Annotated in this window: 22 protein-coding genes; 5 read left to right on the forward strand and 17 right to left on the reverse strand. The window is 56.5% G+C overall.

What is annotated here, in order from left to right:
* Positions 1–171: 171 nt before the first annotated feature.
* The 3 genes from clpA to E1180_RS00960 form a co-directional block, all read right to left on the reverse strand.
* On the reverse strand, positions 172–2,616 hold the full coding sequence (clpA, locus tag E1180_RS00950) for an ATP-dependent Clp protease ATP-binding subunit ClpA (protein WP_283404613.1): 2,445 nt from the start codon (positions 2,614–2,616) through the stop codon (positions 172–174).
* 12 nt (positions 2,617–2,628) lie between these two features.
* Positions 2,629–2,961, reverse strand: a complete 333-nt coding sequence (gene clpS, locus E1180_RS00955) for an ATP-dependent Clp protease adapter ClpS (protein WP_155189228.1) — start codon at positions 2,959–2,961, stop codon at positions 2,629–2,631.
* Positions 2,962–3,354: 393 nt separating this feature from the next.
* On the reverse strand, positions 3,355–3,687 hold the full coding sequence (locus E1180_RS00960; RefSeq protein ID WP_155189212.1) for a phasin family protein: 333 nt from the start codon (positions 3,685–3,687) through the stop codon (positions 3,355–3,357).
* A gap of 548 nt (positions 3,688–4,235) precedes the next feature.
* Between E1180_RS00960 and E1180_RS00965 the strand changes: the two genes are divergently transcribed.
* On the forward strand, positions 4,236–5,918 hold the full coding sequence (locus E1180_RS00965; protein WP_155189229.1) for a D-alanyl-D-alanine carboxypeptidase: 1,683 nt from the start codon (positions 4,236–4,238) through the stop codon (positions 5,916–5,918).
* A gap of 17 nt (positions 5,919–5,935) precedes the next feature.
* On the opposite strand, the gene E1180_RS00970 is transcribed toward E1180_RS00965, so the two are convergent.
* From E1180_RS00970 to E1180_RS00980, 3 genes are all read right to left on the reverse strand, one after another.
* Positions 5,936–6,637, reverse strand: a complete 702-nt coding sequence (locus E1180_RS00970; RefSeq protein WP_155189213.1) for a DnaJ domain-containing protein — start codon at positions 6,635–6,637, stop codon at positions 5,936–5,938.
* 5 nt (positions 6,638–6,642) lie between these two features.
* Complete coding sequence (locus E1180_RS00975; RefSeq protein WP_155189214.1) at positions 6,643–7,371, reverse strand: vWA domain-containing protein; 729 nt, start codon at positions 7,369–7,371, stop codon at positions 6,643–6,645.
* Between the two features lie 134 nt (positions 7,372–7,505).
* Entirely contained in the window at positions 7,506–7,940 is a 435-nt protein-coding gene (locus E1180_RS00980; protein ID WP_155189230.1) for a DUF1489 family protein, read from the reverse strand.
* A 120-nt stretch (positions 7,941–8,060) separates the two neighbouring features.
* Between E1180_RS00980 and E1180_RS00985 the strand changes: the two genes are divergently transcribed.
* Positions 8,061–8,945 (forward strand): NAD(P)H-binding protein, encoded by an 885-nt coding sequence (locus E1180_RS00985; protein ID WP_155189215.1) that lies wholly within the window; start codon positions 8,061–8,063, stop codon positions 8,943–8,945.
* Between the two features lie 192 nt (positions 8,946–9,137).
* Positions 9,138–9,593: a hypothetical protein gene (locus E1180_RS00990; RefSeq protein WP_155189216.1), complete on the forward strand. Its 456-nt coding sequence runs from the start codon at positions 9,138–9,140 to the stop codon at positions 9,591–9,593.
* 65 nt (positions 9,594–9,658) lie between these two features.
* Here E1180_RS00990 and E1180_RS22570 read toward each other — a convergent pair whose 3' ends face one another.
* Entirely contained in the window at positions 9,659–9,781 is a 123-nt protein-coding gene (locus E1180_RS22570; RefSeq protein ID WP_280115208.1) for a hypothetical protein, read from the reverse strand.
* Positions 9,782–10,047: 266 nt separating this feature from the next.
* Between E1180_RS22570 and E1180_RS00995 the strand changes: the two genes are divergently transcribed.
* Positions 10,048–10,803, forward strand: a complete 756-nt coding sequence (locus E1180_RS00995; protein ID WP_155189217.1) for a DUF599 domain-containing protein — start codon at positions 10,048–10,050, stop codon at positions 10,801–10,803.
* Here E1180_RS00995 and E1180_RS01000 read toward each other — a convergent pair.
* Together E1180_RS01000 and E1180_RS01005 are read right to left on the reverse strand one after the other, a co-directional pair.
* Positions 10,689–11,936, reverse strand: coding sequence for an adenylate/guanylate cyclase domain-containing protein (locus E1180_RS01000; protein ID WP_155189218.1), 1,248 nt, complete (start codon positions 11,934–11,936; stop codon positions 10,689–10,691). The two genes, E1180_RS00995 and E1180_RS01000, sit on opposite strands and share 115 nt — an antisense overlap.
* Before the next feature lie 105 nt (positions 11,937–12,041).
* On the reverse strand, positions 12,042–12,845 hold the full coding sequence (locus tag E1180_RS01005; RefSeq protein WP_208996781.1) for a YdcF family protein: 804 nt from the start codon (positions 12,843–12,845) through the stop codon (positions 12,042–12,044).
* A gap of 376 nt (positions 12,846–13,221) precedes the next feature.
* Between E1180_RS01005 and E1180_RS01010 the strand changes: the two genes are divergently transcribed.
* Positions 13,222–13,626 carry a globin family protein gene (locus E1180_RS01010; RefSeq protein ID WP_155189219.1) on the forward strand — a complete coding sequence of 135 codons (405 nt, stop codon included), beginning with the start codon at positions 13,222–13,224 and terminating at the stop codon, positions 13,624–13,626.
* Between the two features lie 82 nt (positions 13,627–13,708).
* Here E1180_RS01010 and E1180_RS01015 read toward each other — a convergent pair whose 3' ends face one another.
* From E1180_RS01015 to E1180_RS01050, 8 genes are all read right to left on the reverse strand, one after another.
* On the reverse strand, positions 13,709–14,323 hold the full coding sequence (locus E1180_RS01015) for an ATP-dependent Clp protease proteolytic subunit (protein WP_155189220.1): 615 nt from the start codon (positions 14,321–14,323) through the stop codon (positions 13,709–13,711).
* Between the two features lie 185 nt (positions 14,324–14,508).
* Positions 14,509–15,351 (reverse strand): adenylate/guanylate cyclase domain-containing protein, encoded by an 843-nt coding sequence (locus E1180_RS01020; RefSeq protein WP_155189221.1) that lies wholly within the window; start codon positions 15,349–15,351, stop codon positions 14,509–14,511.
* A gap of 97 nt (positions 15,352–15,448) precedes the next feature.
* Positions 15,449–15,865 (reverse strand): ACT domain-containing protein, encoded by a 417-nt coding sequence (locus tag E1180_RS01025; protein WP_155189222.1) that lies wholly within the window; start codon positions 15,863–15,865, stop codon positions 15,449–15,451.
* 61 nt (positions 15,866–15,926) lie between these two features.
* Positions 15,927–17,714 (reverse strand): TRAP transporter permease, encoded by a 1,788-nt coding sequence (locus tag E1180_RS01030; protein ID WP_425280884.1) that lies wholly within the window; start codon positions 17,712–17,714, stop codon positions 15,927–15,929.
* 62 nt (positions 17,715–17,776) lie between these two features.
* Complete coding sequence (locus E1180_RS01035; RefSeq protein ID WP_155189223.1) at positions 17,777–18,733, reverse strand: TAXI family TRAP transporter solute-binding subunit; 957 nt, start codon at positions 18,731–18,733, stop codon at positions 17,777–17,779.
* 122 nt (positions 18,734–18,855) lie between these two features.
* Entirely contained in the window at positions 18,856–19,548 is a 693-nt protein-coding gene (locus tag E1180_RS01040) for an SDR family NAD(P)-dependent oxidoreductase (RefSeq protein ID WP_155189224.1), read from the reverse strand.
* A gap of 177 nt (positions 19,549–19,725) precedes the next feature.
* Positions 19,726–20,232, reverse strand: coding sequence for a hypothetical protein (locus tag E1180_RS01045; RefSeq protein ID WP_155189225.1), 507 nt, complete (start codon positions 20,230–20,232; stop codon positions 19,726–19,728).
* A 251-nt stretch (positions 20,233–20,483) separates the two neighbouring features.
* Positions 20,484–21,656 carry an isovaleryl-CoA dehydrogenase gene (locus E1180_RS01050; protein WP_155189226.1) on the reverse strand — a complete coding sequence of 391 codons (1,173 nt, stop codon included), beginning with the start codon at positions 21,654–21,656 and terminating at the stop codon, positions 20,484–20,486.
* Positions 21,657–21,752 lie beyond the last annotated feature (96 nt).

The raw sequence follows: 21,752 nt of genomic DNA on the forward strand, positions 1-21,752 counted from the left end.
CTCAATCCCGAGGTTGAGAGGTCAGAGCGGGCGCTCTTTCCAGCAGCAACAACCGGGTCCAGCGCCAATGGCGGACGCCTATTCAGGCTCACCTGGAGTGACGCAGCTGTTGCGGGCACAAAAAAGGCCCCGGACGTTCGTCCGGGGCCTTTTTGCATAACATCAGCGCACTCAATCGGCGAGAGGAACCTTTGGAACGATACTCTTCTTTGAAGAGCCGCCTTTTCCAGCTGCCGGCTTGGCCGGTTTGGCCGCAGCCGCCTTCGTGGCCGGTTTGCGTTTCCGCTTCGGCTTTGCCTTTGTCTCCGCCTTTGGTTTCTTGGGCGGAGCCACGCGCTCCTCGACACTTTCAAGCAGCAGCCCCTGGCCGTCCTCGGACACGGACACTTTGACCATCCCGCCCTTCTTCAACTTGCCGAACAGCACCTCGTCAGCCAATGGCCGTTTGATGTGCTCCTGGATAATCCGCCCGAGTGGCCTTGCGCCCATCTGGCTGTCATAGCCTTTGTCCGCAAGCCACTTGACCGCATCTTCGCCGAGCTCGAAGGTCACATTCCGGTCTGCCAGCTGGGTCTCCAGCTGCATGACGAATTTTTCGACCACTTTGTAGACGACTTCGACCGGCAGATTGCCGAACGGGATCACCGCATCCAGACGGTTGCGGAATTCCGGCGTGAACAGCTTGTTGATCGCTTCCTGATCGTCGCCTTCCCGCTTCACACGATTGAAGCCAACGGGCATTTTCGCCATGTCGGCAGCGCCGGCATTGGTGGTCATGATCAGGATAACATTCCGGAAATCGACCTGCTTACCGTTGTGGTCGGTCAGCTTGCCGTGGTCCATGACCTGAAGGAGAATGTTGAATAGGTCCGGATGGGCCTTCTCGATCTCATCAAGCAACAGAACAGAATGCGGATGCTGATCAACGCCGTCAGTTAAGAGACCGCCCTGATCAAACCCGACATATCCCGGAGGCGCACCAATCAAACGGGAGACCGTGTGACGCTCCATATATTCGGACATGTCAAACCGGATCAGCTCCACGCCGAGAGACAGCGCCAGTTGGCGGGCCACTTCGGTCTTGCCGACACCGGTCGGACCGGAGAACAGATAGGATCCGATCGGCTTGTCCGGCTCTCTCAAACCCGCACGCGCGAGCTTGATTGCCGAGGACAGCGTTTCAATAGCGTCATCTTGACCATAAACGACCCGCTTCAGGTCTTTGCCAAGGTTTTCAAGCACCTCAGCGTCATCCTTGGAGACTGACTTCGGCGGAATCCGCGCCATTGTGGCAATCGTGTTTTCGATCTCCTTGACACCGATTGTCTTGCGCCGGCGCGCTTCGGGTACAAGCATCTGGCTTGCGCCGGTCTCATCCAGAACGTCAATCGCCTTGTCCGGCAGCTTGCGGTCGGCAATGTATTTTGCCGACAATTCAACCGCCGTCTTGATCGCATCATTCGTATAGCGGACCTTGTGGAAGTCCTCGAAATACGGCTTCAAGCCTTTCAGGATGTCAATTGCATCAGGAATGGTCGGCTCATTGACGTCAATCTTCTGGAAGCGGCGGACGAGGGCCCGGTCTTTTTCGAAGAACTGGCGGTATTCTTTGTATGTGGTCGAGCCAATGCAACGGATAGCTCCGGAGGCGAGCGCCGGCTTCAAGAGGTTCGACGCATCCATCGCGCCACCCGATGTCGCACCCGCCCCAATGACGGTATGGATCTCGTCGATAAACATTACGGCGCCAGGGTAGCTTTCAATCTCCTTGACCACCTGCTTGAGACGCTCTTCGAAATCACCGCGATACCGTGTTCCGGCCAGCAGCGACCCCATGTCCAGTGAGAAGATCGTGGCATCTTTCAAGACATCCGGCACGTCACCATTGACGATCCGGTGCGCCAGACCTTCGGCAATCGCTGTCTTGCCCACTCCCGGATCGCCCACGAACAGGGGATTGTTCTTGGAGCGCCGGCACAGGATCTGGATTGTGCGTTGAATTTCGCTGTCCCGGCCGATTAGCGGGTCGATCTTGCCGCCGGTCGCCTTGTCGTTGAGGTTGACGCAGTATGCCTCAAGCGCATCGGTTTTCTGGGACGGTTTCTTGTCACTTTCCCCGCTGGACAGAACATCCTCTTCTTCGGCACCTTCAACCGGACGGGCATCAGACATACCGGGTCGCTTGGCGATTCCGTGAGAGATGTAGTTCACCGCATCGTAGCGGGTCATATCCTGGTCTTGCAGAAAGTAGGCTGCGTGGCTTTCGCGCTCCGCAAAGATCGCAACGAGCACATTTGCTCCGGTAACCTCTTCCCGGCCGGACGATTGGACATGGATCACAGCGCGCTGGATCACCCGCTGGAAGCCCGCGGTCGGTTTTGAATCCTCGTCACTGTCGGTCACAAGGTTATCGAGTTCCGTCTCGATATACTCCACCAGGTTTCTGCGAATCGTATCCAGATCAACATTGCACGCCCGCATGACCGCGGCCGCATCCTGATCGTCGAGGAGCGCTAGAAGCAAATGCTCGAGCGTCGCGTATTCTTGCTGGCGCTCATTTGCGAATGCCAAAGCCTGATGAAGTGCTTTTTCAAGACTGCGTGAGAAGGAAGGCACGTGCGTTAGTCCTCACTTTTTTTCCATGACGCATTGGAGAGGATGTTGGTGCTTTCGCGCAAAATCCATGACCTGTGTCACTTTGGTTTCGGCAACTTCGTAGGAATAGATACCGCATTCCCCGACGCCGTGATGATGTACATGCAACATGATGCGGGTCGCCTCTTCACGATTTTTCTGGAAGAAGCTTTCCACAACATGAATGACGAACTCCATGGGAGTGTAATCGTCATTCAGCAGCAGCACACGATAAAGGTTTGGCCGCTTGGTAACTGTCTTGGTCCGGGTGGCAACGACAGTTCCGGTTCCATCACCGTCATTGTCAAAGTCTGATCCCGAAGACATCGTAGTTTTCGCCACCTTATTAAACTGGGCCATTTCCGGTTTCATTCCTGCCCCAGGTGCATTGTCCGGCGCAGATTGTAAGACAGTGTCAATGTCCGGCTCTGCAGCCTTATTGTTCGCTTCACGCTTAATCCTGCCGCGCAACTAGCGTCTGCGCAATGGTCGATTTCATCAACAATTGGGTGATCCGGGCATCAAGACACCGGCAACGCCTGGTAAAGAAGAATGTAGGTGTCTGAAATCTGAATAAAAGATCGTTAAAGTACGAATTCGCGGCCCGCTTATTCCAGGCAGCCACAGGCCCGGCAAAAAACAGGCAAATCTGTGCATAGAAAAACCCGGCTCGCTTGAGCCGGGTCTCAAATGTCCGTGCGCTTGCCAGATGGCGAAGGATTACTTGGAGAATTTCCCCATCACGCCTTCATAAGGCTTGTATGCCTCTTTGGACATGTCGGTCATCATTTCACCAAGCTTGGTCACTTCTCCGACGAAGCCTTCGTAAGCCGTCTTCACGTAATCAGACTGCGTCTCGAAAGCCTTGTCGAGAGACTTGGAAGCGACCAGTTTCTCAACAGCAGCAGAGCCTTCCTCGAAGGATTTCTTCTGATAATCGGCAACTTCAACTGCGATTGCCTGCATACCTTTGCTCATGGAACCGAAGGCTTCGAGAGCCATGTCCATGTTGTCTTTGCTGAGCTTCTGGAGTTCTTCAAAATTGGTCATCATCTGTTTGCCCTCATCCGGCGGACCGGCCACGAGTTACCGGCGCGCAAAAAGCGTTACCTACGGGCACCGTGATAATGCGCTGCACAATTCCTGTCAAGGCGATTTTGCAGCGCAACAACAACCCTTGCGCGCATTGATTGCATCCGGCCTCAGCGGCGCGCAGGGCAACCGCCCTCAAGCATCCTGAAAGGAAGCAGACGCTCTACAAGGCAACATCTTGCCCACATGCTGCGTAACAGCTGATTGCTCGAAGATTATAAGGTGTAATTTTTCGACTTATATTTCGAATATTAAAACTTTTGCTAACAGAGAACGCATACCTGAAATAACACGGCAAAAAAATGAGATTAACGAAAGATTAACTATAACCGAAAGGAACTTTTTTAAGTGATTTTATTGCCGCTCATTTACACATTCGTAACCGTGTTTCCATCAAATGATCCCCAACACCAGGGGCGCTGACGGTGATTCAACGGGGGTTTAGGATCTCCGCACCGCCCCAAACCGCAAACGGCAAAACCCGAATTGGGATAGTAACTGTGTTTGGTATGCGTCTCCTCCGCACTGTGCGTAAATTTGCCTCGCTCGGCAAAACCCTGACCCTCAGCGCCCTGCTCGTGTATGCCCCGGCAACCGCCATGGCCAATCCTCTTTATGCCGGGATCGTTGTAGACGCAAAGACGGGCAAGACACTCTACGCAGCACATGCGGATTCCTACAGATTCCCTGCCTCCCTTACGAAAATCATGACGACGTACATCATTTTCGAAGAGCTCGAGGCCGGCCGCTTGTCCATGTCCAGCCGTTTCAAGGTCTCGAAGAATGCGGCCGCTGAAGTGCCGTCCAAGCTCGGTTTAAAGCCCGGCACCACGATTTCCGTGAAGGATGCGATTGGTGCCCTTGTCACCAAATCGGCAAATGACGTTGCGACGACGGTCGCGGAAAACATCGAGGGCTCAGAAGCGGCATTCGCAAGACGCATGACCCGGACCGCCCGCCAGCTCGGAATGAACAAGACCACTTTCCGGAATGCGCATGGATTGCCGAACTCCAAGCAACGCACCACCGCACGGGACATGGCAACCCTTGGACGCGCCATTCAGGAACGCTTCCCCGAATACTACAAGCTGTTCAACACACGGGTGTATACCTACAAGGGCCGCCGGTTGAACAACCACAACCGGCTCCTTGGCCGTGTGAAAGGCGTTGACGGTATCAAGACGGGGTACATCCGGGCGTCAGGGTTTAATCTGGTCACATCGGTCAAGCGTGACGGGCGCCATATCGTGGCCGTCGTCATGGGCGGCCGTACCGGCGCCCGGCGCAATGCCCACATGACCGACCTCATCGGCCGGTATCTGCACAAGGCAAGCCGTGGTCCGAGAACCGCGCCCCTGATTGCTTCGCCGGGCAAGGTCAGGACGTTTGTCGCGGCCAACCTTGAAAATCCGCCGCTTCCCGCGAAGAAGCCTGGGAGCGAGCCTGCTCCGGCAACCGGCGCTCCGATGGTACTTGCCTTTACCGCAACCGGCAGCGCTGCCCCGGTACCGGCACCGGCCCCAGAGGATGTCATTCCAGCTGCCGCGGCGGCTGCGCCTGCCATCGTCCCCGGATTTGGAAGCGATGTTCCGCTGCCGCCCAAAATGGTCAAACAGCGGTTCGACAGGACATTTGCAGTTGCCAATGCCCTTCCACCGGTGCCACAGGCCGCTCCCGACGCGCCTTTAACAACGCAATCGATTTCCACGGCAGCGCTTAAAGCCGCCGCTCAGCGTGAAGAAGCCCCGGATTTGCCGACCCGTAGCGACGAGCGCGCACCGACCGCGCCCCTGCCGGTGAAAACGGTCAAGGTGGAGCCAATACAGATCACCCCGGGAACTGCGCCTGCGATTGTTGCCGCCTCAGCAGTTGGCGCACCGGTCGAAGAGGACGTGTCGCCTGAAGACAACGTCACTGTCGCCACAAATAACACGCCCGACATTGAGCCCGGCTGGCAGGTCCAGATCGCTGCAACGGAAACGGAAGGCCAGGCGATCACCATGCTGAAGCAAGCAAAGTCGAAGACCGGATCAGCGCTGCGGGGCAAGGTGCCCTATACCGAGCCGGTCGAAACCGGCGGACAGACGCTTTACCGGGCCCGCTTTGTTGGTTTCGACACCAAGTCGGCCGCCTGGAAAGCCTGCAAATCACTCAAGCGGGCCAGATATGCCTGCTTCGCCATCTACCAGTAACTGCGTAACGGATACCGTCAATGTCGTCTGAGAAGCGTGTCTTTAGCCTCGTTGATTTTCGCCGCGAGGAAACCGGAACCTCCCTGGTCGGGATGGACCCGCATCATAAGCCGTCTGTGCGCAGCTCGAATTTCCGCGTCCCCGGCGTCGCTCGAAAGCCCCAGGATCTGGTAGGCCTCCTCATCTGTCATGGGGCCCGAGCTCGCCGCGCTTCCCTGCCGCTCTGCTCCATCCGCCTCGAAGTCTTCACGCCAGCTGGGAAGCCGGCGGTCGAGATAGGCTTCGACTAGTTTCCGGCTCTGATCATCCTGGGCGGTCTCCGCCCACAGAACCTTGAGGTCGGAATCGGACAGGTCATCGAGTGTCTGTCCTTGAAAACTTCCAGCAAGGATCGTTCCGCTCATATCCCCGGTGTCATGGTCGAGCTCCATTTCAACCATAGCGGTGCGCACCCGAGAGCGCTGGCCAGATGCCTTTCCCGGCTTATACCCGCCAGAGCCGATGCCAGCTGAGCCAAGCAACGCCCAAGCAAGCCCGAAAGCTGGAATGGCGAGAAAAAAGCGGCCCGTCACCGCCAGCAATCCAGCCAACAGCAACAGAACGACGCCACCGCCAATACGAAGTTGGCGCGCAAGAACGGCCGGGTTTGCAGAAACAAAACTCCGCGCTGCGAGCACCAACAGGCACAAGAGTGCGCAGCCGACTATTAGATAAATCATAACACCTATTTCAGTTGTTCAAGCAGCAGGCGCGCGCCGGCTCCGCCGCTCTTTTCAAGCGCTGTCAAGGCACTCCGCCCCCCGCCCGCAAAAGCCGCCACGGCTTTGAGAAGATCCCTCAATTGCTGGGCCGCCCCCTGATCAAAACGGCAATAGGCCCCGCCGGAAAGACGCGCCATTTCCCGAAACGCTTGCTCTGCGACCGGATCACGCCCCTCTTGAAACAAAAACAGCGGGACACCCTTCAATCCAAGTTCCCCGGCCCGCTCGCACAGGAGATCAACGTTTTCTTCCATGCAGTCACCGACATAGACCACTCCGGCGATCTTGTCCTTATCTGCAGCCTCCAAGGCGGCCGATAGAACCTTGCGGATCTGGGTCCGCCCGCCTTGACAGGTAATCCGGCTCATGGCCGCGGCCAGTGCATTACCATCGGTGAACCACCTGGACGCGCGGCACTCACCAAATCCCCGAAAAAAGACAAGCTTGATCTGCAAACCGCCCACCCGCGCGGCTTCCTGAAACATTTCACCCTGCAAATGACAGGCAGTGTCCCAGGTCGGCTGACGGCTCATCGTGGCATCAAGCGCAAAAATCAGGCGGCCATCGCTGCCGGGCTGAGGTTTGAGAGCCTCTGCTTGTGCCAGGAAGGCGGACACATCCGCGTCCTTTGAAGCGGAAACGGTCTGTCCTTTGGTATTGGTCAGCGGTTTAGAGCGGTCCGCATTGGACATACTTCAAGCCTTCTCGTCACTCATTGTCATGAATTTGGGCTTGTGAAGTTGATTTGGCAAGACTGCGGAGGTCTCTTGCAACGCGTCATACTGACCTCTCAACAGCCGCATACTTGAGCGGACCGCAGCTGCGGTCAAATCAGGCAGAGTTCCGTAAGGTCCCGCCGCATGTCTTCGGGCATGGCTTTGATGTCGGTGCCACTCGAAAGGTCAGCGGGTGCATCAGCGGCCTTCAAGTAACGCCATCCCTGGAACGGCCGCTTTGGCTGATACTGGGTCAGGATCAATCTCGGATCGAGGACAAGATCGCAGCGTTTCACGCCGGACTGGTCCGTGAACGGGCGGATATCAAGCAGATGCTGCCGGGCCTGAATCTTTCCCTTGATCACCCAGTAGAGGGAGCCCGCCTTAAGAAGTTCCTCGCGGCGTGTCGGGACCATGCGCGTTGTGTGCGTCGTTACCGGCTCAAGACCTGCGAGCTGCGCCTGTTCGACACGGAAATCAATCCATGCCTGAAGCGTCTCAACGCTGTCCGCGCCAACACAGAGTTTCACCAGATGCAAGGTCATAGCCATGACCTATCAGTCCCGTCCCCAAGATCAAGAGGAATGCCATGACCGCAGTGGATTGTTCACAGGGACGCCATTTCCAGTCTTGAAACTCAGCCGGTGAACCGGTTCTGTCGTGGGATGGACGTATTCGTAACAGGTGGAACGGGCACCATCGGAGCAGCCGTCGTACACCGGTTAAAATCCGCCGGTCTCAACGTCATTGCTCTGGCCCGTTCAGAAAAAGCAGTTGAAGCGCTGCGGCTCGCAGGCGCCAATGCCTATCCCGGGGACCTTAAGGATCCGGATAGCTGGTTGAGCAGGGCCAATGCATGCGATGTTGTCATACATACCGGCGCTACCTTTGATGACGACATGGGCCGGGTCGACCGGCAAGCCATGCTCGCTCTCAAGGCCGCAGCCAAACACCGCAGGCATCCGCTGACGGTGATCTACACGGGAGGCGTCTGGCTCTTTCCGCCCAATCCAGATGGGCCATTAATCAGCGAGAAAACCGCATTTTCCGCACTGCCTGCCTTCCGATTCATGACAGAAACGATCCGCACCCTATCCAATGGAACGGATCTCAATCTGACCGTGATCCACCCTGGCCTGGTTTGCACCCGGTCGAAGGGCCCGATTGCCGAGATGACCAAAGCGTTGAAAAATGGACAGCCCTTTGAAACAAGAGCGCCCCCCGCTACGGTCTGGCCCTTGGTTGAAGCCGCTGATCTCGCCGACCTTTATCTGCGCGCACTCAATCTGGCACGGTTCCGGGCAACGCTAATTGCAAGCGGCATTGAGGGCATCTCTGCGGGGCACCTTGCATCTCATATATCCGCCCGCCATGGACTGCCGCTTGAACTGCAGACAATCGAAGCCCCCACCGGCCAGACGCAGGGCAAAGACTGGTCCGCAGGCTATGCGCGCTCACAGATGGTGGACACAAGTCATGCACGGCGCCTCACCGGCTGGCAGCCGGAACACGCAACCGTGGAAGACCTAGTGCTCGCCTTGTCCCGTTAAGCGAACCGCTCGTCGCTCGGCAATGGTCTGGTGGTAACTGACAATAGCGGTCCTTCCGCATCCGCGTTACCGTCGGCTCAGTCTCACAGCTTCGGGCAAGACCGTGATCCGCTTGAATCCATGCTGGTTTTATTAGTTCCGATATTCGCTGCTGAAGCGATGGACGGGGATTTGCGTCTTGGAACATTTCACATGACCAACACCGCCGCATTTTCCGAACGTGAAGGCTTGCGGCAGCCGCTACCGCTTGGGCTCAAGAGCCGCCGCGTTCACCTGTCGGCACATGACCAGAACAGCATCACACTGACCACCCAGGACACAGAGTTCACCCTGTTCCGGCTCGAGAACGGTCTGGAAAATATTTCATGGGATGCGTCGAACACCGACCTGTTGCATGTCCCTGACGTTTTGGCGCTCAGTCCGCAGACCACCCTCGCAGACGTGCCCGCCTGGGGCGCCACGATCGCGTGGCCCGGGCTCGGAGAAACTGAAATGGTGCTGATTGACCTGGGCTCGGGCAGGTATCTCGGGTTCCTGATCAGCCAACCGGCCGGTGCCACAGTCGTGCGTCAAATGGAGTTCAGACAGTTGTTCGGCCCAACGAACAGGCCCGCGTCCCCTTCCCCGGCAATTCCAGAAACAAACTGATGCTAACGAAAAAGGGTGCGGAGCTCACTCCACACCCTTTCGGAATTCAATGCGATGCCTGTCGATTACTTGGCGGCGGCAACGGCTTGCTGAGCACTTTCAACGTCATTGAAGAGAAGCACCATGGCCAGCCCAATGCCGACCGCAGCAACGGTCCAAAGCGTTACGCTCCAGCAAGACTTCTGCACGTTTTCGTCCATAAAAACCCTACATTTCTAATTCGGCGCCGGTCCCCTGCTGACCTGATTGTGGCGCCATTGAGGCGAGGAGGTAAACGATCCCTTACCGTTTCGCAAGTGCAAAAAATTGGCAGCTGCTTTCCGGTTTTCGCAGGGCTGGAATTCAGCCCATATTTCCCTGTACTTACGGCTCCGCCATAAAGCACTGCAGTGCGGGAGGTGATCCGATAGACTGCACGAATCGGATGTGATTCCGTCACATGTTTGGAGACCTCATGCACGCACTCTCGAGCTTAGACCTTGCTGCAGCAGCATGGTTCCTGATCGCTTGGTTCGGCTTCAATTTTGTTATAGACAGCAGCCCGTTGCGCAAGAAAACCCTTTCAAGCGCGATGGACGCGTATAGGCGGAACTGGATGGTCGCCATGTGCACGCGGGAAGTGCGCATAATGGACACCGGCATCATGGCCGGGCTTCAACAGGGAACAGCCTTTTTTGCATCGACCGCCTTTCTGGCAATTGGCGGCGGCTTCGCCCTACTTGATGCGACCGAGACCATCGTTCAAGTGGCCGGCGATCTTTCTATTCCGGTCGCCGACAGCCGGGCACTGTGGGAAATCAAGGTTCTCGGTTTGATGCTGATTTTCGCCTACGCCTTTTTTAAGTTCGGCTGGGCATACCGGCTGTTCAACTACGCCAGTATTGTCATGGGCGCGGTGCCCGAAAAAGGCCGGGCAAGCATGGAAGATATCCGTCAGATTGCGGAAAAGGCCGGCGATCTCAACGTCCTGGCCGGCCGCCACTTCAACAGAGGCCAACGGGCTTTCTTCTTTGCGATCGGCTTTCTGGGATGGTTCGCAGGCCCCATCGTCTTTGCTACGACAACGCTGGCGGTCCTTTTGGTTCTGCTCAGGCGTCAGTTCTTTTCCAAGGCCCGCGCTGCCGTGATCTCCGGGCAATACCCGGCTTCACCGCTTGTGCCCAAGTCCGGGGAATATACCGAAACCGGATCGTCAAACCCCTTCACGTGATATTTGCCGAACAAACCGGAGCGGCATCCCATGATGTCGGCGATGGCATCTGAGACCAGAATCTCCCGGTTGAGTTCCTTCGCAAGGCCCGCGATCCGGGAGGCAAGGTTCACCACCGGTCCAACCACAGTGAAGTCCAGCCGGGTCTGGCTGCCGACGTTGCCATAAAAAACATCACCGGCATGAAGAGCTATGCCGACACTCATATCCGGTGTCTCCGCACAGTTTTTGCACGAGTTGATGTCTTCTATCTGCTTCAGCGTGTCCCGGGCCGCAAGAAGCGCACGATGAGCTGCATCACGCGCCTCTTCCGCGGTCTCATACGGGAAGATCGCCATGACCTCGTCGCCAATGTATTTAAGCACCTCGCCGCCGTTGGCCTCCACAGCAGATGTCATAGCGCCGAAATACTTGTTCAGAAACAAGACGATCCGATCCGCCGGCAATGTATTGGACATACGCGTGAACCCGCGAATATCTGCAAAGCTCACAATTGCCTTGATCCGCTCGCCGTCCCCGAGCCGCGTGGTCCCGTCAAGCACCTTCGGACCAGCCCGCCGGCCGACATAGGTGTCTAGAACGGTCTCCGCCGTCCTGCGGAGTGTCTTGAGTTCACAAACGAGCGCGAGCGGACGGACCAAAGACTCGAACACACCGATTTGGGAACCTGAAAATCCCCCGGCCGCTTTCGTTGCGAAAGTGACGGTTTTGACTGATCCATCGGAAAACGGCATCGGCAAAGCCAGATAGTCCGTAAATCCTTCATCCCGAAGATCGGCAATGATGCCGAAATCGTCACTGCTTGAGGGCTGTTTGCTGATCGAGACACGAACCGGGCGTTTCGTTTCGTGGACCCGTTTGATCGGACTGCGGACATAGCCTTCATCATGCTCGGCGGAAGCCGTGAAGCGCTGTAGGTGGGCTTCGCCGGTGCTTGTCCAAATCGATGATTCGGCCCGGACGATTGGATGCACCACCCAAATTCCCGTTGTGACCCGGTCGACCGGGATCCCACCGGACTTCAGGCGTTCTCCGAGCTCGCTTACAACATCTAGCGTTCCATCCAGATGGGATGCGTCGCTGTAAAGCCACTGGACAACGTCCGCCGCGATGATCGGCGCTTCCAAAACCATGAGCCCTTGCCCTTAAAACCTGCTGAGACGCCTAACATATGGGATCGGGCGCTCGGTTTCAAAAGATGGGCGCCACAAGAAAAGTCCGCAGACGGCATTTCAATTCTAAAGTGACGGGCCTGGAAGGAATGCCGTACTCCGCCCACCAGCCCAATACACCCCCAAGGCAATCCATTCCCGGATCGTGATGTCGGACCGCCTCAACCCCTTGGAGGCTGCCGAAAACCAGAGTTTCTTATCGGCATCACCCCGGGTTCTGTAGTCCACCGGGTAGGCTGCCACACCTGTCCAGCCAGCCGCTTCAAAGACCCCCATCGACCGCGGCATATGATAGGCGGATGTCACCAGCAGCCATTTTTGACCCGGCTGAGGATTGATCAGCTCCTTCGTCAAAACTGCGTTTTCCCAAGTGTTGCGTGATTGATCTTCCAAGACAATACGATCTTTCGAGATCCCGAAATCCTGAAAAAGACGCCCTGCCCCCTCTGCTTCGGTCGCCTGGGAGGAAATGATGACACCTTTGCCGCCCGAGTGAATGAGCAAGGCATCCGGCATTTGTTGGGCCAGTCTGGCGGCCACGGTAATCCGCTCACCGGACGTCGTGAGCGCCGTATCGCCGCGGCCACCCGTAACGATGGTGTCGACTGCTCCGCCAAGAACGATAATGCCGTCAACGGCCTCGACGCTGGCAGGCCGTGGGTAACGCTCCTCCAGCGGCAAAATGAGCCAGTTCGTAGCTGGGGAATACCCAAGCACAATCAGCCCCAACACGGCCGTCCAACAGAGGACCAGTCCCATTCTCCGCCGGGCCTGGCGCAGACCGATCAGAAGCCCCGCTACGAGCAGAACGACAAGAACGTTGGACGGCAGCAGAAAAAACTGCGCTACCTTGGAAATCCAAAAAATCACAAAATCCTCCGTCGGGATCTTTGCAGGACAGTGCTTCCGGCAGTCTTCTTACCAGCATCCGTTCGTTTTTTGTTTTGGGCATGCGGGCCGTTTCGCTTTGCGCTGCGGGTCCAGATCAGCCGGCGACAAATCAGAAACGATTTACCGCTCAAAGCTGATCGATGATTGACTGGTCGAGCATCGGGCGTTTCGGACCAAACGATCAGTGCTTTAGCTGTAACACCGGTGACATGAAGTGTCGCCATACCGGTCAGGCATTGGTCGCGTTTGGACAGTGAAAGACCAAAGATCTTTTGCGTGATCAAGGTCACACGGAGCCTTACAAGAATGCGGCAAGGTCCCGGCACTTTAGTGATGGCAATTCGAGGACACCCTGATGACACTCTATTTGAGCCTTGGCGGGCGCGGAGCAATAGAACAGGCAATGCCGCGTCTGAAACAGCAGCTTAAGGACGATTCGTGCTTTGACTTGTCGGCTTTCGACAAGACCTTCGGCGGCTCGGACGACCTGTGCGAGTTTCTGATTTTCCTGCTGGGCGGTGCTCCCTTTTATGAGGGCAAACCGATCTGTGATCTGTTGTCACCGCTGTGCACCTGCGACGACGCATATGAGCGCTTCTGTGACCATCTTCTGTCGGTCTTTGGCCCCGGCACTCTCAGCGGGGCCGAGGTGAGCAGCTTCAGAGCCATACTCGAAGAGCTGCGGCCGCGAATTCTCGACCCGAAGCCCGTAAAACCTGTTCTAGTCTATTCCATTGAACCGGAGCGCATGCGGGCCTAACCCTGGCTGGTTCCGGGTGGAAAAAACAAAAAGCGCCGACGGGTCTGCCGGCGCTTTTCCGATTAAATTTGGTTTTCTGAATTTAACCGAGCTCGTTCACGCTGGTTACTGTCTTGCCGACAAGACCATATTCGATACCCTCTTCAGGGCTCATCCAGTAATCTCGATCAGTGTCTTTTTCGATCCGTTCGATTGGCTGACCGGTCGCATCGGCAAAAATCTTGTTGAGGCGGTCGCGCATCTTGATGATTTCCTTGGCCTGGATCTCGATATCCGTGGCCATGCCGCCAGCACCACCGGACGGTTGGTGCAGCAGGAAGCGGGTGTTCGGTGTGCAGAACCGGTTTTCCTTCGGAACCGAAACGTAGATAAGCGCTCCGGCACTGGCGACCCAGCCCATGCCCAGGATGCGCACTTCGGGGGAAATGAACTTGATCGTGTCGTGGATCATGTCCCCTGATTCCACATGACCGCCCGGCGAGGATACAATCACCGTGATCGGATCATTCGAAACCTGGGCCAGAGCCAGCAACCGCGCGCAAACATCGCGCGCCATATCCTGCGTTACCGGGCCCGTGATCAATACTGTACGGGCTTCAAAAAGATGTTTGTCGACCTGAATGGAAGGTTGGCTCTTCGGCTTTTCATCTTCTTCGTCGTCGAGATGAGCGGGAACCGTTGAAGAATAGTTTTTCATGCGCAGGATTTAGCTCCTTGGCTGTGTTGCACCGGTTCGCCCGGTATTTTGACTGAGCTTTGCATCGTTAAACGCCAAAGCTTTGCCCCATGTTTAAGCGAACTACCGCGCGCTCGCAAACCTAGAAACCGCCGTTCATATGAAAAGACGTTCCGACGTCCAAGATATGAACACTTGTCCAAGGATCAATCGCCGGATTGTATTTTCGGGCCGCCATGCTTCTGCCGTCTGCCCACAATCACATGCCATCCGAGCATCACGAGAAACGGAAGCGACGGCCATATGAACCAAAGCGAGGACAATCCGGAGGTGACAAGATTGAGCAGGAAGAAGAAACCAATCACGAAGACGCAGCTGCGGATGCGGCGCGGCTGCCCTCGAAGCCAAGACCTCAGCTGATCAAATCCATTGGCAACGGCGGCCGTTCCCTGCTCCCAATCCCGCTCGGATGCGGTTCCGGCACCATCGCCCGGCGGCACTTCATCGGAAACTTCAGGCTGGTTCCGCCCTCCCAGGCGGATGGCATAGGTCTCAACTGGATAGCTAACATTCTTGACGGATTGGGGCCCAAGACTTTCAAATCCAAGCGCCAGTTTCGATTTGACCTGATCATAGACCGATTGCGACAGCATGATGCCCCCCTTGGGCGCCAGCTCCTGCAGCCGGGCAGCGACGTTTACTCCGTCACCATAAATGTCGTCCCCCTCAACCATGATGTCACCGAGATTGATTCCAATCCGGAATTCCATCCTGTTGATGTCGGGCAACTCATTGTTTTGGAAAGAAAGTTCGTTCTGGATCTCGACAGCGCATTGAACGGCTTCAATCACCGAAGAGAACTCGATGATGACGGCATCGCCCCAGGTATTCACGATGCGGCCGTCATGGCGTTCGGTCAGCGAGGCCATCACCATTCGATAGGCCTTCAACCGGTCTAAAGTTCCGTCTTCGTCGCGCTCCATCAGCTTCGAGTAATGCGCAACATCTGCACACATGATTGCCGATAAACGGCGCTTTGCCCGCTGCATGCCTCTACCCCTGATTGGTCCTGCCTCAAGACCTACGATTAGGAATGGGAAGCCGGGCGCCAAATTGCAAGCTGAAATATCGGCGGCGGGCGAACGCTCAAGCCAAGTCCGCGTTCTCCTCACACAGGGAACGCAGCACCCTCAGCGCCGTTTCCGCCTTTTCTTCAGGCACAAAAACGTGGTCGTGAAAATAAGCAGCAACGACATTGGCGGGAATGCCTTCGCGCGCCAGCGCAGCCGACACCGCAGCTGTCAAACCAACCGCCTCGAGAGACGAATGCACTGTCAAGGTAATGCGCCGGAACCACTCGGCGTCGGCAAGGCCCAGCTCCCGGGCCCGCTCTGCCGGCAATATTGCTGTGGTCCCCTCGGTCTCTTGAAACAATCCGACCGGCTCGTATTCTGAGAGTTCCACTGGTCCTTTGGTTGCAAAGGTGCAGAAGACATAAGGAACCGGGTCCAGCATCGGCCGCATGTGCGAAAGAAGTGTCTTGAGATCTGTTTCGCCGGTCATGATTATCTCTTTTGAAAAATCTATGGAATGCGGTGGGTTCCAATACTGTGCACCCTTGAAACTAAATGCCAACGAAAAACATCACCAGCAAACCGGTGCCGATGGCCAAAAGCTTCTGCAAGGGTTTTGTGAAACCGATGACGCCAAACGAAATCAGCCCGAGGCCAAGACCGATCTTGGCGGCCGCCAAAAGCGCGAAAGCCGGTGTATCAGACAGGGCAATCACCGATGGGTTGGCGATCATCGCCAGAGGGATGACATAAAGCCCGATACCCAGTGCCATCGCCGAGAAGGCTACTTTCAACCAGTTTTCACCGATCATCCCGGCCGCAATGAAGACGGCACCACAGACCGGGGGGGTAATCGTTGAGATCAGCGCAAACCAGAACACAAACAAATGCGCCTGAAGCGGCTCAAGGCCCTGCTCGATGAGCGCCGGCCCGGCAACAGACACACAGATGACGTAAGCCGCCGTCGTTGGAACTTCCATTCCCAAAACCAGACAGGCAATGGCTGTCAGCAATAGCGCTGGCCACAAGTAGCCGCCTGACCCGGACAGGATCAGCGAGGTGATCTTTACCCCGAGGCCCGTAATCGCCAGAACACCGATGATGAGCGACGCGCAGATGATAATCGAAGCGATGACAGAGACCTGGCGCGCCGCATTCACAAAGGCGCTTTCCAACCGGCTCAGGATCTCCTTGCGTGAAGCAACACCTTTTGCAGTGAAAAACAGAAGGACAAAGCCCGCCAAAATTGCAAGACAGGCGGCATATTGCGGCGTATATTGCCCACCAAACATCCCGTAGAGCAGGATTGCGAAAGGCACCATGAAAAAAGCCGATGTGATGAGCACCTGGCGGACCGGCGGCTGATCCTCCTTCGCCACGGCTTTCAGATCATGATGACGGGCATAGGCATTGATGCCAATCCAGACCGCGAAAAAATAGAGGATTGCCGGCAACAGCGCGGCCATCATGATCTGGGTGTACGGCACGCGGGTGAGCTCGACCATAACAAAGGCACCTGCCCCCATCAGCGGCGGCATGATCTGGCCGCCAGAAGACGCAACAGCCTCAACCGCGCCAGCCAAACGTTTGGGATATCCCAGCCGTGTCATCGCCGGCAGTGTGATTGCCCCGGTTGAAGCGACATTCGCCGAAGCCGAGCCGGAGATGGACCCAAAGAGGGCCGAAGAAAGAACGGACACCTTGGCGGCACCGCCCTTGAGACGGCCCGCCGCAGCCGCTGCAAGGTTCATGAAGCCTTGGCCCGCTTCCCCAGCATTCAGAACAGCACCGAAAATCACAAAGATCGCGACCACATTGACCGACACTCCGGTCAAGCTGCCCCAGATCCCGCCTTCGGCGATGGTCAGGGTTCCAAGGAAACTGGCCAGTGGCGTGCCGGAATGCCCAAATTCGCCCGGAATATGCTGCCCGAGCAACCCGTAGGCCAACGCCAGAGCAGCCACAATCGGCAGTGGCCAGCCGATGGCGCGGCGTGCGCCTTCCAAAACAACGATCAAAAGAACGGCAGCCAGCCAATACTGAAAAAAGCCTTCCAGAAAGCCGTATTGATCCGACAATACATTCTGATTGCCCGCCACCCAAAGGCACGCAGCCACACCAAGAAAACACAGCACAGCACCGCTTGCGCGCTTGAGCAGTCCGCCTTCGACGAACAAGAAGATCCAAGGCAAAGCCAATGCCAGGTGCAGCGGCCGGCTGACCAGATTTGGCACCAGTCCGGAAAAAATCAGCCCGAGGTGAAACACCACGAGGACCACGGCAAGGCAAAGCATAAGGGACCGCAAAAGCGGCGACGTCTGTGTGTCGGTGCTGATCATGGAAACTGTTCAAAATTAGAAATCCGGCGCCAAGGTCAGCGCCGGATCGGGAGACATTTAAGTTACTGCTGAACATCCGTAAGATCGATGCCCGCTTCCTGGTAATAACGCACGGCACCTGGATGGATTTTGCCGGTGATGTTTTCCATCAGCCCCTGGTCCACGCCGTTCCACCAGGCTGCGCCCTCGCCCATCTTTGCCTTTTGCTCCCAGAAAGTCTTCGTCAGGGCATAGGCGGTGTCGTCGTCCATCGCGGTCGTGGTGAAGGCAACCACCGGCAAGGATGTTGTGGTGATATCTTCGCTCTGTCCAGCATAGGTACCGGCCGGAATGACCAGCTTGGCCCGTTTGGATTGCGTGATCTGATCATCAGACAACGAGATCACATTCACCCCGGTCGACGCAGCCGCTTCAATAACGTTCGGTGCCGGCCAGGACCCGGCGGTCACAAACCCGTCGATCTGCCCATTCTTCAGCGCCGCAACAGCGTTGGACAGCTCCACCTCGGCAAGATCGACCTTACCCTCCAGGCCGAAGAGCTTGAGGTACTTCTCACCTTCACGCGCCCCAAAAGAGCCTTTGCCGAGCAGGATGGTCTTGCCTTCCATACCAGCGAAATCGGTCACACCGCTTTTTTTGGACATGACAAAGTGCATGGTCAGGGACGGGATCGGAAAGAGTGCCCGGATTTCATCGAATTTCGGATCACCCTTGCCCTCGAACATGGCCTTGCCACCCTGGGCAAGCCTGACCAGCACTGGCGGTGTCGTGAAGACATAGTCTCCGCCGCGCGCACGGGCTTCCATCACGTTTTGAACAGAGCCCTGGCTTTCTTCAACGGTGACGATGATGTCGCCGTTGCTGCCTTCCTTGACCGCTTCAGCAATCTGAACGCCCATTTGGTAGTAGGACGAGGTGGACTTCGCCGACTTGTAGGTGATGCGCGTTTCCGCCTGTGCGTGAACAGCACCAAGCGACAAGGACAGGCCGACGGCCAGTTTCAACAGACTGGATTTCATGCGTTCGCTCCCTTTGATTTTAATAAAGGGTATTGGCAGCTTGCCAGACGCGCAATGCCTCAGGAAAAGGAAACGGTACACCTGAGATCACTTCGGATCGACGAGCCGGTCAAGAACTGGGTCTACCAGGGAATTGGTTTTCCCATGTGATCAAAGTATCCGCCTGTATCTGCGGAGGTCAGCCCGTCGAGAACGGTCAGGATCCGGCCTGCGGCAACATCCGGTGACTGGACATCAAGTCCGGATTTCGCAAAGCCTTCGGTCAGCGGTGTTTGGACCGTTCCCGGATGCAGGGCAACGCAGATCGCCTCGGGCTTGCGCCGGGACACTTCGACGGCAGCTGTGCGCACCAGTTGATTGAGCGCTGCCTTTGAAGCGCGGTAACCATACCATCCCCCCAGCTGGTTATCGCCGATTGAACCGACCCGTGCGGAAAGCGTTGCAAATACAGCTTTTCCGTCCCGCGGCAAAAGCGGCAGGAAATGCTTCATCAAGAGCGCGGGACCGATTGCATTCAATGCATAGGACATGGCAAGCGCGTCCGGGTCGATGTCCTTCAGACCTTTTTCAGGCTTCCGCCCATCAATTGTAAGCCCGCCAGTGGCATCGAACACCAAACGGATATCTCCACCCTGTTCCTTCGCCCATGCCGCTGCAGATTGAACGCTGGCCTCCCGCAAAACATCGAGCTGCGGTTCCGAGTTCCGGCCAAGCCCGATCACCGTGTCGAATACGGGCGATTTCTGCAGGGTTTGAAAAACGGCCGCCCCAATTCCCCCCGTGTGGCCAATAACGATTGCAGTCGCCTTGGTCATGTCGCCTCCAATATCCAAACCACCACGATACGCGAACCGGTCGACAAAGGATCTTTACAAATACAAACCTCCGCGACGGGGCGCGGAGGTCCTGTTGGCAAAATGCGTGTCGGCTTATAGTCGGCATTTCCAGCACATGTGCCTAGTAACTGGAACAAACCGGTGGCCGACAAAGCGTCAGGTACAGCTAACGTCCACATTCAATTTCGCATCACCATTCTCCTGCATTGAGAAGGTGATCGCACCGATCGCCCGTTCAAAGGCCCCGGAACCACCAATGATGTCCCGCACCTGATCATTCGAGATCGTCCTGGTTTTCGGATCCAGCACCGGATCCGGGATCGTGTAGGCGCCGGAACGCGCATAAAGGTTGCCGCCTTCGAGGTTCATAATGACATCGGACGCCAGGCGGATTTCACCACTCTCCGATCCGGCCAGCACTTTCGTCTGCCAATCAATAGTGCCTATTTCCTGGCCGTCCTCGTCCAGCAATGCGTTGTGGCCAATACGCAAGTCTCCAGCTCTCGCATCTCCGCTGTCCTGGGCGATCAACTGAACGGTTCGGGTCTCGTTCAATGGCGCGGTAACGGAAAAAGGTTCGCAAATCTCCAGCGCATTTGCGCTGCCGGTACCGAATGCTATTGCGGCAAGGGTTGCCGTGGCGAATGTTTTGGCAAGTGTCATATCAGTCCTCCATAAGCCTGGGTGATTTCAGCACCCCGGAGGTGAGTCTTCGATTCCTAAATTCAACAATTATTTCAAAACTTTAATGATTAACAATCAGACATGAAGAGAGCAAAGAGGCGTTATTTCAAATAGCTACTCCAGAGTGTTCGGGTAAGCACTGTGGAGTAGCCGATATCAACTCGCGCTGCGGCAACAGCTGGCCCGTCGCCAGCTATGCGAGGTGAAATTGAAACTGCGCCGCCGCCCCATCAAGCCGTCTTGTTGAAGATTTCCCGGCCGATCAGCATGCGGCGGATTTCGGATGTGCCGGCGCCAATCTCATAGAGCTTGGCATCGCGCAACAAACGGCCGGTCGGGTACTCGTTGATATAGCCGTTCCCCCCCAGCAACTGGATTGCATCCAGCGCAATTTTAGTAGCATTTTCTGCGGCATAAAGGATTGCGCCAGCGGCATCTTCGCGGGTTGTCTCCCCCCGGTCACACGCTTTGGCGACCGCATAAACATAGGCCTTTGTCGCGTTCATCGTGACATACATGTCCGCGATCTTGCCTTGCACCAGCTGGAAAGTGCCAATTGGCTGGCCGAACTGCTGGCGTTCATGGACATAAGGGACGGCAACATCCATTGCTGCTTGCATGATGCCGACAGCACCGGCTGCCAGAACCGCGCGCTCATAATCAAGGCCGGACATCAGGACGTTGACGCCCTTGCCAACTTCACCGAGCACGTTTTCTTCCGGCACCTCGCAATCCTGGAAGACCAGTTCGCCGGTCTCTGAGCCGCGCATGCCCAGCTTGTCGAGCTTCTGGGCAACAGAAAACCCTTCAAAGCCCTTTTCGACGAGGAAAGCGGTAATTCCTTTTGGACCGGCTTCCGGATCAGTCTTGGCATAGATGATCAAGGTTTCCGCGGACGGTCCGTTTGTAATCCACATCTTGGAGCCGTTCAGAATGTAGCGGTCGCCCTTCTTCTCGGCCTTGAGCTTCATGGAGACCACATCCGACCCCGCTCCGGGTTCGGACATGGCCAGCGCGCCAAGATGCTCCCCGGTGATCAGTTTTTCCAGGTAGCGCTTTTTTTGATCCTCGCTGCCCCACCGCCGCAACTGGTTGACGCACAGGTTCGAGTGCGCACCGTAGCTCAGACCGATTGAGGCCGAGGCCCGGCTGACTTCTTCCATGGCAATGCAGTGTTCCAGATATCCAAGACCGGAACCGCCCCATTCTTCTTCCACCGTGATGCCGTGCAGACCGAGTTCTCCCATCTCCGGCCAAAGCTCGCGCGGAAACCAGTCGTCCCGGTCAATCTTCTCTGCCAAAGGCGCGATGCGGTCCTGCGAATAGGACCGGACGCTGTCGCGCAGCATATCGGCGGTCTCACCGAGGTCGAAATTGAAGCTCGGAAAATCGTTTCGGATCATACACTTTCCTCCCATTTGCGCTTCTCGTAGCGCACGAAATTGCTCAAGATGCCGACCCGGTCGTAAAGCTTGCGGGCCACCTTGTTGTGATCGTGT

Origin of the sequence: Roseibium denhamense (genome assembly GCF_009711415.1) — a bacterium.
Classification (GTDB): Bacteria; Pseudomonadota; Alphaproteobacteria; order Rhizobiales; family Stappiaceae; genus Roseibium; species Roseibium denhamense.

Excerpts from the sequence above, each read along its gene's own strand:
- clpS (WP_155189228.1), bottom strand. The coding sequence starts at position 2,961 with ATGTCTTCGGGATCAGACTTTGACAATGACGGTGATGGAACCGGAACT.
- E1180_RS00960 (WP_155189212.1), bottom strand. The coding sequence starts at position 3,687 with ATGATGACCAATTTTGAAGAACTCCAGAAGCTCAGCAAAGACAACATG.
- E1180_RS00965 (WP_155189229.1), top strand. The coding sequence starts at position 4,236 with ATGCGTCTCCTCCGCACTGTGCGTAAATTTGCCTCGCTCGGCAAAACC.
- E1180_RS00970 (WP_155189213.1), bottom strand. The coding sequence starts at position 6,637 with ATGATTTATCTAATAGTCGGCTGCGCACTCTTGTGCCTGTTGGTGCTC.
- E1180_RS00975 (WP_155189214.1), bottom strand. The coding sequence starts at position 7,371 with ATGTCCAATGCGGACCGCTCTAAACCGCTGACCAATACCAAAGGACAG.
- E1180_RS00980 (WP_155189230.1), bottom strand. The coding sequence starts at position 7,940 with ATGACCTTGCATCTGGTGAAACTCTGTGTTGGCGCGGACAGCGTTGAG.
- E1180_RS00985 (WP_155189215.1), top strand. The coding sequence starts at position 8,061 with ATGGACGTATTCGTAACAGGTGGAACGGGCACCATCGGAGCAGCCGTC.
- E1180_RS00990 (WP_155189216.1), top strand. The coding sequence starts at position 9,138 with ATGACCAACACCGCCGCATTTTCCGAACGTGAAGGCTTGCGGCAGCCG.
- E1180_RS00995 (WP_155189217.1), top strand. The coding sequence starts at position 10,048 with ATGCACGCACTCTCGAGCTTAGACCTTGCTGCAGCAGCATGGTTCCTG.
- E1180_RS01000 (WP_155189218.1), bottom strand. The coding sequence starts at position 11,936 with ATGGTTTTGGAAGCGCCGATCATCGCGGCGGACGTTGTCCAGTGGCTT.
- E1180_RS01010 (WP_155189219.1), top strand. The coding sequence starts at position 13,222 with ATGACACTCTATTTGAGCCTTGGCGGGCGCGGAGCAATAGAACAGGCA.
- E1180_RS01015 (WP_155189220.1), bottom strand. The coding sequence starts at position 14,323 with ATGAAAAACTATTCTTCAACGGTTCCCGCTCATCTCGACGACGAAGAA.
- E1180_RS01020 (WP_155189221.1), bottom strand. The coding sequence starts at position 15,351 with ATGCAGCGGGCAAAGCGCCGTTTATCGGCAATCATGTGTGCAGATGTT.
- E1180_RS01025 (WP_155189222.1), bottom strand. The coding sequence starts at position 15,865 with ATGACCGGCGAAACAGATCTCAAGACACTTCTTTCGCACATGCGGCCG.
- E1180_RS01030 (WP_425280884.1), bottom strand. The coding sequence starts at position 17,714 with ATGATCAGCACCGACACACAGACGTCGCCGCTTTTGCGGTCCCTTATG.
- E1180_RS01035 (WP_155189223.1), bottom strand. The coding sequence starts at position 18,733 with ATGAAATCCAGTCTGTTGAAACTGGCCGTCGGCCTGTCCTTGTCGCTT.
- E1180_RS01040 (WP_155189224.1), bottom strand. The coding sequence starts at position 19,548 with ATGACCAAGGCGACTGCAATCGTTATTGGCCACACGGGGGGAATTGGG.
- E1180_RS01045 (WP_155189225.1), bottom strand. The coding sequence starts at position 20,232 with ATGACACTTGCCAAAACATTCGCCACGGCAACCCTTGCCGCAATAGCA.
- E1180_RS01050 (WP_155189226.1), bottom strand. The coding sequence starts at position 21,656 with ATGATCCGAAACGATTTTCCGAGCTTCAATTTCGACCTCGGTGAGACC.